Origin of the sequence: Brenneria sp. L3-3C-1 (assembly GCF_016456245.1) — a bacterium.
Lineage (GTDB): Bacteria > Pseudomonadota > Gammaproteobacteria > Enterobacterales > Enterobacteriaceae > Brenneria.
This window is the reverse complement of sequence record NZ_JAEMHF010000006.1, coordinates 46,410-60,348: the sequence shown is the minus strand read 5'-3', so window position 1 is coordinate 60,348 and position 13,939 is coordinate 46,410. Positions and strand designations below refer to the sequence as shown.

Annotated in this window: 12 protein-coding genes; 4 read left to right on the top strand and 8 right to left on the bottom strand. The window is 53.9% G+C overall.

The features are described 5' to 3' along the window. Window positions 1-25 precede the first annotated feature (25 nt). Entirely contained in the window at window positions 26-1,045 is a 1,020-nt protein-coding gene (locus JG725_RS13055) for a LacI family DNA-binding transcriptional regulator (RefSeq protein WP_172290804.1), read from the bottom strand. 433 nt (window positions 1,046-1,478) lie between these two features. Here JG725_RS13055 and JG725_RS13050 point away from each other — a divergent pair, with 433 nt between their 5' ends. After that, complete coding sequence (locus tag JG725_RS13050) at window positions 1,479-2,399, top strand: sugar ABC transporter substrate-binding protein (RefSeq protein ID WP_172290805.1); 921 nt, start codon at window positions 1,479-1,481, stop codon at window positions 2,397-2,399. A gap of 59 nt (window positions 2,400-2,458) precedes the next feature. Here JG725_RS13050 and trpR read toward each other — a convergent pair whose 3' ends face one another. Next, a complete protein-coding gene (trpR, locus tag JG725_RS13045; protein WP_172290806.1) occupies window positions 2,459-2,800 on the bottom strand; it encodes a trp operon repressor in 342 nt (113 codons plus the stop codon). 67 nt (window positions 2,801-2,867) lie between these two features. Beyond that, window positions 2,868-4,796: a murein transglycosylase gene (gene sltY / locus JG725_RS13040; protein ID WP_172290807.1), complete on the bottom strand. Its 1,929-nt coding sequence runs from the start codon at window positions 4,794-4,796 to the stop codon at window positions 2,868-2,870. 391 nt (window positions 4,797-5,187) lie between these two features. Here sltY and ettA point away from each other — a divergent pair, with 391 nt between their 5' ends. Together ettA and JG725_RS13030 are read left to right on the top strand one after the other, a co-directional pair. Beyond that, window positions 5,188-6,855, top strand: coding sequence for an energy-dependent translational throttle protein EttA (gene ettA / locus JG725_RS13035; RefSeq protein WP_172290808.1), 1,668 nt, complete (start codon window positions 5,188-5,190; stop codon window positions 6,853-6,855). A gap of 132 nt (window positions 6,856-6,987) precedes the next feature. Continuing rightward, window positions 6,988-7,989 (top strand): zinc-binding alcohol dehydrogenase family protein, encoded by a 1,002-nt coding sequence (locus tag JG725_RS13030; protein WP_199378368.1) that lies wholly within the window; start codon window positions 6,988-6,990, stop codon window positions 7,987-7,989. 41 nt (window positions 7,990-8,030) lie between these two features. On the opposite strand, the gene serA is transcribed toward JG725_RS13030, so the two are convergent. Beyond that, window positions 8,031-9,263 (bottom strand): phosphoglycerate dehydrogenase, encoded by a 1,233-nt coding sequence (gene serA, locus JG725_RS13025; protein ID WP_172290810.1) that lies wholly within the window; start codon window positions 9,261-9,263, stop codon window positions 8,031-8,033. Window positions 9,264-9,561: 298 nt separating this feature from the next. Continuing rightward, entirely contained in the window at window positions 9,562-10,218 is a 657-nt protein-coding gene (rpiA, locus tag JG725_RS13020) for a ribose-5-phosphate isomerase RpiA (RefSeq protein WP_199378367.1), read from the bottom strand. A gap of 217 nt (window positions 10,219-10,435) precedes the next feature. Between rpiA and JG725_RS13015 the strand changes: the two genes are divergently transcribed. After that, complete coding sequence (locus JG725_RS13015) at window positions 10,436-11,329, top strand: LysR family transcriptional regulator ArgP (protein ID WP_172290812.1); 894 nt, start codon at window positions 10,436-10,438, stop codon at window positions 11,327-11,329. Between the two features lie 11 nt (window positions 11,330-11,340). Here the strand turns inward: JG725_RS13015 and JG725_RS13010 are convergent, their stop codons facing one another. The 3 genes from JG725_RS13010 to mscS form a co-directional block, all read right to left on the bottom strand. Further along, window positions 11,341-12,066: an oxidative stress defense protein gene (locus JG725_RS13010; RefSeq protein ID WP_172290813.1), complete on the bottom strand. Its 726-nt coding sequence runs from the start codon at window positions 12,064-12,066 to the stop codon at window positions 11,341-11,343. Window positions 12,067-12,232: 166 nt separating this feature from the next. Continuing rightward, a complete protein-coding gene (gene argO / locus JG725_RS13005; RefSeq protein WP_199378365.1) occupies window positions 12,233-12,847 on the bottom strand; it encodes an arginine exporter ArgO in 615 nt (204 codons plus the stop codon). A gap of 174 nt (window positions 12,848-13,021) precedes the next feature. Further along, complete coding sequence (gene mscS, locus JG725_RS13000; protein ID WP_172290815.1) at window positions 13,022-13,876, bottom strand: small-conductance mechanosensitive channel MscS; 855 nt, start codon at window positions 13,874-13,876, stop codon at window positions 13,022-13,024. Window positions 13,877-13,939: the final 63 nt, after the last annotated feature.

The window sequence follows — 13,939 nt, the reverse complement described above, 5'->3', positions numbered from 1 at the left end:
TCATCGTGGCTTGAACGGCGTCTTTTTATAATGGTTTAAGATGAGAGCGCCGAATAGTCAGTTTCCCCGGCAGATAAGTATTATCACCGGGCGCTTTTTCCGCGGTGAGACGTTCAATCGCTTCGCTAACCAGCAAACTGAGCGGTTGGCTAAAGGTGGTTAACGCCCAGGATGGCGAAGCGGCCATCTCGATGTCGTCAAATCCGACAATCCCGATATGTCCATTACGCACGTCCTGACGCAATGCGTCCAGCGCGCCGACAGCCAGAATATCGTTTTCACAGAACAAAGCGTCAATACGCTGTTCCGGCGGCGTCCGGGACAAATACGCACTCATCACGTCGAAAGCGCATTGCCGCTGATAGTCGCTGGCGGCAAGCACCGTGTCGACGGTGTTGCCCAACGTTTGCAGTTTATTGCGATACCCTTGAAAACGCAGCAACGGACAAGTGTCGGTTTGCGGCCCTTTCATGTAACCAAAATGAGTATACCCCTGTTGATGAAGCAGTTCGGCAATCTGACCGCCGGCGGCGTAACCGTCTGTATTCACAACCTGAATATAAGGGTTGTCGTTATTGCGACAAAGCTGGATCAATGGGATCTGATGAATATCCTGCGCCAGCGTAACCAGGTCATCGGTCAACGCAGTGCCTAAAAACAGCAGCCCATCCACCTGAAGCTGGTCGGCAAGGGTCATGACCGCCTCATAATTGGCTTTGGACGTAATATTCAGCAGCAGCGCCATATACCTCTTGCGTTGAAGCTGCTGCGTCACCTCATCCAGCAACGGCATCAGATTGGGGTTCTTAAACTCGTCCGCGACCACGCCGATAATATGGGAATTTTTATCCGACAGGCTGCGCGCCAACAGGTTCGGGCGATAACCGAGCACCTTTGCCGCTTTTAACACATCTTCTTTCGCTTTTTTGGAAATGGACGCGCCCTCGGTAAAGGCGCGGGACACGGTCCACTTAGAGACGCCCGCCCGTTTTGCCACGTCACGAGCCGTTGCCTTGTATGGCTTATTCTTCTTTTTATTTTCCATAGAGTAAGTACGTTCTCCGTCAAAAACCGCTTTGATATACGATAGAACATAGTAGCGAAACCAGTCTGACTCAGACTACGGACAATGACAAGCACGGACAAATGCAACCAGGTGCAATTAATGTTACGGTTTTGTGACCACTTTCGAGAGTTTTGTTTTTTTTCGTTTACTTATTTGTTTATTGTGATTAAAAGTTAAACAGCCTTTCAGGCATTATTCCTTAACATACACGCTGCGATGTGTTGCGTCGCTTTTTGCACCCGAGTGCAGGAAAAGAGATGTTGCGGAAAATAAAGGCGCTTTGTACACCATCAACTATACGGAGTCGCTATGTTAAACGGTAAAAAATCAATTCCACCCCCGCAATGCCGGGCGGTGACCAGTTCAATTGCGGCACTAAAACAAACTATCGGTCAGTAACGGGAAAACAATTATGAAAAAGATCATCTTACTTCTCGCCTTGATTTGCCTGTTGCCGTTCAGCGCTGTCGCCAAAGATATCCGCATTGGCGTAGCTATGGGTTACTTCGATGACAACTTTCGTTCGTTGATACGCCAGACGATCGATAATCGTATCAAACAAGAAACAGGGGTTACCGTACAGTTTGAGGACGCCAAAGGCGATGTGGCGACCCAAATTCAGCAGGTCGAAAATTTTGTTAACCAGGGTATGGACGCCATAATCCTCAATCTGGTCGATACGCAAGCGGTCAGACCGATGATGCAGCAAGCGGAGAGAGCGGGGATCCCGCTGGTGTTTGTCAACCTGCGCCCGGAAGTCCAACTGGGTAAAAATATGGCCTATGTGGGATCCGATACCGAACTGTCCGGCCGGATACAAATGGAAGCGTTGGCAAAAGAGATGGGCGGCAAAGGGAATCTGGCGATACTGATGGGGTCGCTGTCCAGTGAAGCGACCCGCTACCGCACCAAAGGCGTGGAAGAAATCGCCAAGAAGTTTCCTGATATCCGCATCGTGCAGAAACAAAGCGCGATGTTCTTTCGCAAAGAGGCCGTGGATGTGACATCCAACTGGATCTTATCCGGCGATAAAATTGATGCCATTGCCGCAAATAATGATGAAATGGCCATCGGCGCAATCATGGCGCTACAGCAGGCGGGACGCAAAGATGTGCTGGTCGCGGGGATTGACGGCACCCCTGACGCGCTGGAACTGATCAAGCAGGGAAGATTGAATATCAGCGTCTTTCAGGATGCTAAAGGACAAGGCGAAGGCGCGGTGGAAACGGTGCTGAAAATGCTCCGGGGAGAACCTGTGGAAGAGAACGTATTAATACCTTACCAGTTGATTACCAAGGATAATTATCAACAATTCGCCCAAAACACCAACTAATCCGCCATCAATGAACGTCGTCCGGGGAACGTCTATGGTGAGGGCCATCGTAGACGTTCCTACTTCTCTTGTGCTTTATCCGTAGGCAGCAGTTGCGCTTCCAGCCAGATTTTCAGTGCGGGAGGCGCGACTTTCAGACTGTTGGAACCACGAGTAATGGTGGCAATCCCGGCCCCTAACTCATTCTTCAATTCACGCTGGCTCATTTCACCACGCATCAGTTCCTGAATAATACGAACCCGCGTTCCCAGCGCCGCGCGTTCATCGGGCGTCAGAAATAGCTGCAATAACGGCTGCTGAAGATCTTCATTGATTGACTGTTGCAATAGCGCCACAAAGCGTAACCAGTCTTCATTGCCCTGTTCGGAGAGTGCGGGATCGGTGTGCGATAACGGGGTCATAACAGGCTGCCATACTATTTAACTAGTACAGCAGCATAACACAAGTTATGAAAAATGATCCGTAATCTCAATAACGCCGCAGCCATTCCTCATCAGTCAACACCGTGGCAGGCTGGTGCAGGAAATGACGATAAAAAACGTCATAAGCCAGAACATTTTTCACGTATCCGCGCGTTTCAGAGAATGGAATACTCTCGATAAACGCCACCGCGTCGATACGTCCGGCGCTGTTTCTCAACCAGGTATTTACCCGGGATGGCCCGGCATTATAAGCGGCTGAAGCCAAAATACGGTTGCGGCCGAACGTCTGATAAACATACTCCAGATAACTGGTTCCCAACTGGATGTTGGTCTGTGGGTCAAACAGTTGGCTGCTGTTGCTGTATCCCGTGATATTGCTCATCTGCGCCGTCTGTTGCGCCGTCGCCGGCATCAATTGCATTAGCCCCGAGGCCCCGACCGGCGAACGGGCCTGCGGATTCCAGGCGCTCTCCTGCCGGGCTATCGCCATCGCATAACTCTGGCTGATGCCTTTATCCTGAGTGGCGCGCAGGAATTCATCGTTCCAGGCCAGCGGGAAACGCTCTTCCAGATGATCCCATAGCTTGCCGACGATGGTGGCCTGCACGCTTAAATCCGGCCAGCGCTGTTCGAACGCATATCGGGCCAGCGCTTCCTGCTGTGGCTGACTGCTGTTGGCGACCAAGCCGACCCACTCGCTGCGCGCCAGATTGTCCATCTGCCAGAACATCAGTTCCCGAACCCGGACAACTTCCGGCAACTGTGATAATGCGCGCTCCGGCCTGACCGCCGTTTTTATCGTTATCGGATAGGGTTCATTCAGCTTGCGCGCCGCCGCCATGGGATAAAAACCACGTTCTTTCATCAGTTCGCGCAGCAGCGCTTCGCCTTCCTGACGTTGTCCCTGATCCAGCAGCAAAGCAGCCCGCCAATAACGCCATTCATCTTTCTGCCGCACCTCTGCCGGTAATCGCGCCAGCCAGGTCGCCAGCCCTTGCCGATCCCCGGCGCCCAGCGCCATACGCACCCGCCGCTCCAGCAACGTCGTCGAAGCGCTGCGCTGCACCACGGCATCACGCCAGTTCGCCTGTTCTGAAGTGGTATCGTTTCCCATCAGACGCCAGGCGATGGTTTCCTCCATCGTCTGACGTTCCGCCGCGCTCATCTTTTGCAGACGCACAATCACCGGCAGCATTGAGCGAGCGTTATCGGCGTCCTGACGGGCCACGCGGCTAAATGCCGACAGCGTAACCTTACGGGTAAAATCAGTCGGCCCCGCCGAGCGGGCGAAACTTTCCAGCGTATCGGGCGCATTTTGTAACGTCACCAGCGCCTCGCTGATGGTTTTATAATCGTCGGGAAGCTGTTTGGCCAGATAGGTCACCAACCCGGCGCTGCCTTCATTCATCGCCAGACGCATCCTCTCCAGCGTGGTCAACGGCGTTTGTTCGCCCGCCCGTTGCCAGACGGCAAACAGCTTGTCGCACGCCGAGGGGAGCGAGCGCCCGGTCAGCCAAATATCGCGCGTCGCCTCCCATACGCCCTCGCGCTGCCCGGTAGCCCATTGGGCGTAATAAAAATTGCAGCGCGCCGCTACCGGTTTCGGCGGCTGCGGGCTGAAAGCCAATAGCCCGTGCCAGTCCTGTCGCCGCGCCAGTTCATTAACAAAACTGGTGTTCAGATTTCGTGCCGGCGGCAGCGTGGGATGCGTCGCGATAAACTGTTTAACCTGCGACGCGCTGACCTGACGCAGATCCTGCGTCAACGCGCGGTATTCCAGATAAGGATAAAGCGGATAGTCGCGTAACGTAGGCATAAGCTGCGCCACGGTGTCCAACTGGTTACTATCCCATGCCTGCCTGACCTGTTGATAGCGCTGACGCTGTTCATCCAGAGAATCCGCCAGTACATGACCCGAAGCCCCTGCCAGACATACCGCCGCAATGGCGTACCACCAATGACCCGCTTTAACCATAACCTGCGTTAACCTCATCCATTATCGATTCTGCTAGCGACATGACGTAAACATATCGATAGCGCCGGACTGCCCTTGCCAAACATTATGACCCTGTTTTGCCTGATTAAGTGTGGCACATCATACAAGACAACGACATGCCAATCGGGACGAACGCCGAATCAGGCGCGCCTTTTCCCCAATAAAGGTATCGACGCCGCATCCTGACCAGGGCAAATAGCCGGATAGCTGGGATCGGGCACCGAAACCAGCTACACTCCGGGATCAGAACGATCGATCCGCCGGCGAGGGTTCGCCCTCTGCGCTAATCAGCCCCGGCGCGCCCACCACCGCGGGGTGCATAAATCATCGTGTCACTAACAACACAAACAGAAAGAGGCGAAGTCGCAACGTGGCTCAATATGTTTATACCATGCATCGCGTCGGTAAAGTCGTTCCGCCGAAGCGTCATATTCTGAAAAATATCTCCCTCAGTTTCTTCCCCGGCGCCAAAATCGGCGTACTGGGCCTGAACGGGGCCGGTAAATCTACGCTGCTGCGCATTATGGCCGGCATTGATAAAGACATTGAAGGGGAAGCGCGTCCGCAACCCGGCATTAAAATCGGCTACCTGCCGCAGGAGCCGAAGCTCAACCCGGAACACACCGTGCGCGAATCGGTTGAAGAAGCCGTTGCCGAGGTGGTCACGGCGCTGAAACGCCTTGATGAAGTGTATGCGCTGTACGCCGACCCGGACGCCGATTTCGATAAGCTGGCCGCTGAGCAGGGCAAATTGGAAGAGATCATCCAGGCTCACGACGGCCATAACCTGAACAACCAGTTAGAGCGTGCGGCGGATGCCCTGCGGCTGCCGGAATGGGACGCTAAAATCGCCAACCTTTCCGGTGGTGAACGCCGTCGCGTCGCGCTGTGCCGCCTGCTGCTGGAAAAACCGGACATGTTGCTGCTCGACGAACCCACCAACCACCTGGATGCTGAATCGGTGGCCTGGCTGGAACGCTTCCTGCACGACTTCGAGGGCACGGTAGTGGCGATCACCCACGACCGTTACTTCCTCGACAACGTCGCGGGCTGGATTCTGGAACTGGACCGTGGCGAAGGCATTCCGTGGGAAGGCAACTACTCTTCCTGGCTGGAGCAGAAAGATCAGCGTCTGGCGCAAGAAGCCTCTTCCGAAGCGGCGCGCCGCAAATCTATCGAGAAAGAGCTGGAATGGGTTCGTCAGGGAGCCAAAGGACGCCAATCCAAAGGCAAAGCGCGTCTGGCTCGCTTTGAAGAACTGAATAGCACCGAATACCAGAAACGTAACGAAACCAACGAACTGTTTATTCCACCGGGTCCGCGTCTCGGCGACAAGGTGGTCGACGTCGTCAACCTGAGCAAAGCCTATGGCGATCGGCAGTTGATCGACGGATTATCTTTCTCCGTACCGAAAGGGGCGATTGTCGGGATCATCGGCCCGAACGGCGCCGGTAAATCAACACTGTTCCGCATGATGTCGGGTCAGGAACAGCCGGATAGCGGCAGCATCGAGCTGGGCGAAACGGTGAAGCTGGCGTCGGTCGATCAGTTCCGCGATGCGATGGACAACAGCAAAACCGTGTGGGAAGAAGTTTCCGGCGGACAAGATATCATGCGCATCGGCAACACCGAGATGCCGAGCCGCGCCTATGTGGGCCGTTTCAACTTCAAAGGGGTCGATCAGGGCAAACGCGTGGGCGAGCTGTCCGGCGGCGAGCGTGGTCGTCTGCATCTGGCGAAACTGTTGCAGGTTGGCGGCAACGTGCTGCTGCTCGACGAACCCACCAACGACCTGGATATCGAAACGCTGCGCGCGCTGGAAAACGCCCTGCTGGAGTTTCCCGGCTGCGCCATGGTTATCTCGCACGACCGCTGGTTCCTTGACCGTATCGCCACCCACATTCTGGATTATCAGGATGAAGGTAAAGTGGAATTCTTCGAAGGTAACTTCACCGAGTATGAAGAGTACAAAAAACGCACTCTCGGCGCCGAAGCATTAGAACCACACCGTATCAAATACAAAAAGATGTCCAAGTAATACCCGCCGGCCCGCGCTCGCGGGCCGTTTTTGTTCTCCCTCCCCGCGAGTAGGCAAAAATGCGTTATCTCCTCGACAGAACGCTGTTCTAAACTGTGTAGTAGCAAAACAGACAATAAGAGGAACCACACCATGACCGTTCATGCGATAGCCGTAGACCCCCAACATCCTGAAAACTTCATTGCCGTCGATCAGGAAATGCCCGAGCCGGGGGAATACGATCTTCTCGTTGAGGTAAAAGCCGTTTCAGTGAACCCGGTGGATACCAAGGTACATGCGGGCTTGCGCAACAAGGGTTTGCAGCAGCCCCGCATTCTCGGCTGGGACGCCAGCGGCGTGGTACTGAAAGCGGGCCGCGCCGTCAGCAATTTCAGAGTAGGCGACGAAGTTTGGTATGCCGGAGACATTACCCGCCCCGGCAGCAACAGTACGCATCAGTTGGTCGATGCCCGTATCACGGCGCATAAGCCTGAATCGCTGGATTGGGCTGCCGCGGCGGCGCTTCCTCTTACCTCGCTGACCGCCTGGGAAGGGTTATTTGAACATCTGAAAATCCAGCAGGCGGATGATGAAAAAACGCTGTTGATCATCGGCGGCGCCGGCGGCGTAGGTTCACTGGCGATCTCACTTGCCGCCCTGCGCAGTCCGGTAAAAATCATTGCCACCGCATCGCAACCCGACTCCGCGCAATGGTGTCGCCAGCGTGGCGCGCATCTGGTCGTCGATTATCGCAATCTGGTTGCCGAGTTGGAAAAAGAAGGCATCAAACAGGTGGATTATATTTTTTGCCTGAATGATACCGACGGCCACTGGCCGGCAATCGGCAAACTGATTGCTCCGCTGGGGCACGTCTGCACGATTGTGGAGAATCAGCATCCGCTCGATCAAAATGAGTTAAAGCTCAAAAGCGCCGCCCTGCATTGGGAGTTTATGTTTACCCGCAGCATGTTCAGCACGCCGGATATCGGCCAGCAGGGAAAAATTCTGCATGAAGTCGCCCAGTTGGTTGATACCGGAAAATTACAGGGAACGGCAAGCGAAACCCTACAAGGATTGAGCGTCGAAACGCTACGGCAGGCGCACAAAAAAGTGCTGGACGGCCACATGCGCGGTAAGGTGGTTATCGCTTTCTGAGAACGGGAAACACCAGCCCCAACAAAGGGGCTGGTCACCGATCAATACAGCAGGCGGGCACGGATCGTGCCGGGGATCGCCTTCATCAGTTGTAATGCGGTGTGCGCGCCGTCGGTTTCAACATCAATCACCACATAACCAATCTCCGGCGTGGTTTGCAAATACTGCGCCGCAATATTGATGCCTTGCTCGGCAAAAATCTGGTTCAGACGAGTCAGCACGCCAGGACGATTTTCATGAATATGCAGCAAGCGGCTGGCGCGTTCGCCATGCACTGGCAGCGAAACCTCAGGGAAATTGACCGCAGACAGCGTAGAGCCATTATCCGAGTATTTCGCCAGTTTTCCCGCCACTTCATCGCCGATGTTTTCCTGCGCTTCCTGCGTTGAACCACCAATATGCGGCGTCAGCAACACGTTATCAAACTCACATAGCGGTGACAGGAACGGATCGCTGTTGGATGCGGGCTCCTGAGGGAAAACGTCAATCGCCGCGCCCACAAGATGCTTACTGGCTAATGCATCGGATAAAGCGGGGATATCAACCACCGTGCCGCGTGATGCGTTAATCAGAATAGAACCCGGCTTCATCAGCGCCAGCTCTTCAGCCCCCATCATATTCTGGGTGCTGACCGTCTCCGGCACATGCAGACTGACCACATCACTCATATTCAACAGATCTGAAAGGTGGCGAACCTGCTGAGCGTTCCCCAGCGGGAGCTTGCTTTCAATATCGTAGAAATAAACATGCATCCCCAGGCTTTCCGCCAGAATGCCCAGTTGAGTACCGATATGACCATAACCAATGATGCCGAGCTTCTTACCGCGCGCTTCAAAAGAGCCGACGGCCAGTTTGTGCCAGACGCCGCGGTGTGCTTTGGCATTCGCCGCCGGAATGCCGCGCAGCAACAACAGCATTTCACCGAGCACCATTTCTGCGACGGAACGTGTATTGGAAAAAGGTGCGTTGAATACCGGGATCCCGCGTTTTGTCGCAGAGGGTAATTCAACCTGATTAGTACCGATACAAAAACAGCCGACCGCAATCAGTTTTTCAGCGGCGGCAAAAATTTCTTCCGTCAGGTGCGTGCGCGAACGAATACCCACGAAATGCGCATCACGGATGGAGGCTTTTAACGCTTCCGGATCCAGTGCGCCTTTGTGATATTCAATGTTGGTGTAACCTGCGGCACGCAGATTTTCCAGTGCGCTTTGATGCACGCCTTCAACTAACAGAAATTTAATCTTATCTTTTTCTAATGATACCTTTGCCATTTCACGACCTTATTTTCAGACTTCAGATGCGACAGTTTGCTAAACAGCCTCTGCCAACATAACAAAAATTACGCAGTCAGCAATACAAACGATTGCTCCGTCTGTATTACGCATTAGAGATGAACTCAAGATTTCTGGCGAAAAATATTGCTAAATAAACGCATCGCCATATCGACGACAAACAAAATAAGAAAATGTGATATTAAGTACCAAAAATGAGCCGTTAACGACAAACGTTTTTTTATACAAAAAATTTTCAGGCGCGGCAATCCGCTCGCGCCCGGGACGATGCTATATCTTACTTGACCGTTTTCACCCCTTCAGGCGTACCGATCAGCGCCACATCCGCGCCACGGTTGGCGAACAGCCCCACGGTCACGACACCAGCAATACCGTTAATGCGATTTTCAACGGCTATCGCATCCATAATGTTCAGATTGTGGACATCCAGAATGATATTGCCGTTGTCGGTGATGACGCCCTGACGATATTCCGGTTGCCCGCCCATTTTCGCCAGTTCCCGGGCGACATAAGCCCGAGCCATGGGGATCACTTCAACCGGCAGAGGAAACCGCCCCAGCACATCAACCTGTTTTGACGCGTCAACAATGCAGATAAACTGACGGGCGATGGCGGCAATGATTTTTTCACGAGTCAGCGCCGCGCCGCCGCCTTTTATCATCTGCATATGTCCGTTGATCTCGTCTGCGCCATCGACGTACACATCCAGAGAATCCACCTCATTACAGTCAAAAACCGGGATGCCCAGGCTTTTCAGCTTTGCCGTTGAGGCATCAGAACTGGATACCGCCCCAGTAATCTGATGTTTGATCGAACCCAGCGCATCGATAAAATGGGCCGCCGTCGACCCCGTCCCGACCCCAACAATGGTATCGGGGCGAACGTAGTCAAGCGCCGCCCAGCCAACCGCTTTTTTCAGTTCATCTTGTGTCATAGTCTGTTTCAGGCCCATAAATACGAAAACGTGTGCGTATTATAGAACATGCATTCAGAGAAATGGCGCAAATTCACTGCGCCGCCCGCGCATTATTTCATGCTCTGCCAACGCTTTTCATGAACAATAAAACGGGGAATAAGATTTCTGCATGGTAAAACGGCAAAATGTGGCATAGTGAAAAAAACCGACTTCGTTCAGAGGAATTTTTACTTTCATGAAACGCCCGGACTATCGAACGCTTCAGGCTTTGGATGCCGTCATCCGTGAGCGGGGTTTTGAACGTGCCGCCCAGAAATTATGCATTACGCAATCAGCCGTATCGCAGCGAATCAAACAACTCGAAAACCTGTTCGGTCAGCCGTTGTTAGTCAGGACGATCCCTCCCCGCCCGACAGAGCAAGGGCAGAAATTACTGGCGCTGCTGCATCAGGTTGAGCTGCTGGAAGAAGAGTGGCTGGGTAATGAAACCAGCAGCGATATTCCGCTGCTGCTGTCGCTGGCGGTTAACGCCGACAGTCTGGCGACCTGGCTGCTGCCGGCCCTGCAACCGGTGCTGGCGGACTCGCCTATTCGTTTGAACTTACAGGTGGAAGACGAAACCCGCACTCAGGAAAGACTGCGGCGCGGTGAAGTCGTGGGCGCGGTGAGTATTCAGCCGCAGCCGTTGCCAAGCTGTCTGGTGGACAAACTGGGGGCGCTGGACTATCTGTTTGTCGCGTCGCCGGCCTTTGCCGAGCGCTATTTTCCCAACGGCGTGACACGTTCGGCGCTATTGCGCGCGCCGGCGGTGGCTTTCGATCATCTTGATGATATGCATCAGGCGTTTTTACAGCAAAACTTCGATTTATCGCCCGGCAGCGTGCCGTGCCATATTGTGAATTCTTCCGAGGCGTTCGTGCAGTTGGCCCGACAAGGCACCACCTGCTGCATGATCCCGCATCTGCAAATCGAAAAAGAGTTGGCCAACAACGAACTGATTGATTTGACGCCGGGGCTGCTTCAGCGCCGGATGCTTTACTGGCACCGCTTCGCCCCGGAAAGCCGGATGATGAGGAAAGTCACTGATGCCCTGCTGGCGCACGGACATCAGGTACTGCGGCAATCTTAAACGCCGCTCGCTCAGGGATTGCGCTGAAGTTCAAATACCACGTCGACCTGATCGTCAAAGTGAATAGTTTGCTGCTCATACGTTTGCGCGGCTTCACTTTGTGCCGCCACATCCGCCGTTTTAAACATTCGTGCCACCGGCATTGGCTGATAGTTTGCGACGTGATAACGAATACTGTAGATCGGCCCCAGTTTGGCATTGAACCCTTGCGCTAAGGATGCAGCCTGGCTGGTTGCCTGTTCAATGGCCTTTTTACGCGCTTCGTCACGGTAGGTCTCCGGGTTGGCAACGCCCAAATCGACGGTACGAATTTCATTCAGACCTGATTTCAATGCGCCATCAAGCAGTTCGTTCAGCTTATCCAACTGACGCAGCGTCACCTCGACCTGACGCACCGCGCGATACCCTTTCAGCACCGAGCCGCCGGTTTTCAGGTAATCATATTCCGGCTGAGTACGCAGATTAGCCGCGTTGATATCTTTTTTCTCAATGCCATTTTTGCCCAGAAAATCAAAATATTGAGCAACCCGGGCATCTACCTGCTTTTTCGCGTCCGCAGCATCTTTGGATGACACGCTAACCTCAATCGCTAAACGCGCAATATCAGGCGTCGCATCCACACTGGCGGTTCCCGACGTCACAATATGCGGGCCGTCCGGTAATTCCGCGGCCAGCCCAATCGTCGGTAAGGCACTTAAACCCACCATAGCGGCTAATGCCAATACTTTTAGCTTCACAATGTCTCCTTTATTGATGTCTTGTCGCCGAGGCGGAAACCGGAACGGCCTACCACTGCCCTCTTTCCCGCACCGGCGATAAATTCTGTATGCCGGCTAACATAACGCATTGCCGACACAACAAAATATAGGTGAATTTCTGAAACCAGGTGTAAAGCTGCGTAATTTATTGCGAGCCATGCTGCGCCAACTGTAATGCAATCCCCCACATCACCGTCCCGACGAACAGGTTAATCACACGCTGTACGCGCGACGTATTCAGCCACGGCGCCAGCCAGGCCGCCAGCAGGGCCAGGGCGAAGAACCAGATAAACGAGGCGGTAATCGTGCCCAGCGCAAACCATCCGCGATCCCGATCGGCAAACTGACTGCCCAGACTGCCCAACACCACAAAGGTATCCAGATAGACATGCGGATTAAGCCAGGTGACGGCCAGCATGGCGGCAATAATGCGCCAGCGGCTCTGCTTCATCACCTCAGCCCTGGCCCGCGCCACATCCTGACTGAACGCCGTCCTAAACGCGCCCCAGCCGTACCACAGCAGGAATGCGACGCCCCCCCAGGTCATCAACCCCATAAGTAACGAAGATTGGCTGAGCAAAGCGCTGCCGCCGAAGATCCCCGCGCAAATCAGCGCGACATCGCTGAGCGCGCATAGCAACGCAATCATCAAGTGATACTGCCGACGAATCCCCTGATTCATCACAAAAGTGTTTTGCGGCCCCAATGGTAAGATCATTGCCGCGCCAAGGATAAATCCCTGTAAATATACCGCCAACATTACCGTCTCCCTGCATACACGATGGTTGCGATAGGCGGCAGTGTATGAACAGCGCATCATTAATGGAAATTTAACTTTCTAATAAATCATTAGGAGATCTAATAATGATGAGGGTAGAACGCAGAAAGGAAATCAGGCCCGGAGAACGACGCCGGGCCCGGTAGTGATAATGTATTACGCTTTCTCTGGCTGTGATGCCTGATACAGATGCACGTCCATCTGCGGATAGGGGATACCGATACGGTTCTCATCCAGTACCCGCTTGATGTTTTCCAGCAGATCCCAGTAAACCGCCTGCGCATCGCCATTGCTCGTCCACACCCACACCACGAAATTCAGCGAGGACGCCGCCATCTCATTCAAACGAATGGTTACGCCTTTATCGTGATCGATACGGGTGTCCGCGGCGACGATATCGCCCAGCAGCTTTTTAACCACATCGATATCCGCATCATAGGCCACGCCGACGACGATCTCGGTGCGACGATCCGGCTCACGCGAGCTGTTGATGATATTCCCGGCGATGATCTTGCCGTTCGGCACGACAATCATCTTGCCGTCTCCGGTACGCAGCGTGGTGGAGAAAATCTGAACCTGCGTCACCGTGCCGGCAATGCCGCCCAGATCGACCGACTCGCCGATCCGGAAAGGCCGGAAAGTCACCAACAACACCCCGGCGGCAAAGTTCGCCAGCGATCCCTGCAAGGCCAGACCAACGGCTAAACCCGCGGCGCCCAGCACGGCGATGACCGATGCCGTTTGTACGCCCACCCGGCTCAATACGGCAATCAGCGTAAACGCAATAACGCCGTAACGCACTATCGCCGCCAGGAAATCCGCCACTGTTGAATCAATGGAACGGCTCACCAGCAGGCGATTCAGCGTTCCGGACACGATACGGGCGATAATCAGACCAACGATAAGAATCAGTAACGCGGCAACAATATTAACAACGTACTGCAATAATACATCCTGGTGACTGACCAGCCAGCCCGTCGCCTGTTCTACACCAACATTCAGTTCTTCCATTTAACGACTCCTGTTTCTTACGCTCTCTAATCAGAGCATCACTTTCACACCAAAAACCGCAAT

Coding starts and splice junctions, on each gene's coding strand:
- trpR (WP_172290806.1), bottom strand. CDS start 2,800: ATGACCCCGTTATCGCACACCGATCCCGCACTCTCCGAACAGGGCAAT.
- JG725_RS13050 (WP_172290805.1), top strand. CDS start 1,479: ATGAAAAAGATCATCTTACTTCTCGCCTTGATTTGCCTGTTGCCGTTC.
- JG725_RS13015 (WP_172290812.1), top strand. CDS start 10,436: ATGAAACGCCCGGACTATCGAACGCTTCAGGCTTTGGATGCCGTCATC.
- JG725_RS13055 (WP_172290804.1), bottom strand. CDS start 1,045: ATGGAAAATAAAAAGAAGAATAAGCCATACAAGGCAACGGCTCGTGAC.
- serA (WP_172290810.1), bottom strand. CDS start 9,263: ATGGCAAAGGTATCATTAGAAAAAGATAAGATTAAATTTCTGTTAGTT.
- mscS (WP_172290815.1), bottom strand. CDS start 13,876: ATGGAAGAACTGAATGTTGGTGTAGAACAGGCGACGGGCTGGCTGGTC.
- sltY (WP_172290807.1), bottom strand. CDS start 4,796: ATGGTTAAAGCGGGTCATTGGTGGTACGCCATTGCGGCGGTATGTCTG.
- rpiA (WP_199378367.1), bottom strand. CDS start 10,218: ATGACACAAGATGAACTGAAAAAAGCGGTTGGCTGGGCGGCGCTTGAC.
- JG725_RS13030 (WP_199378368.1), top strand. CDS start 6,988: ATGACCGTTCATGCGATAGCCGTAGACCCCCAACATCCTGAAAACTTC.
- argO (WP_199378365.1), bottom strand. CDS start 12,847: ATGTTGGCGGTATATTTACAGGGATTTATCCTTGGCGCGGCAATGATC.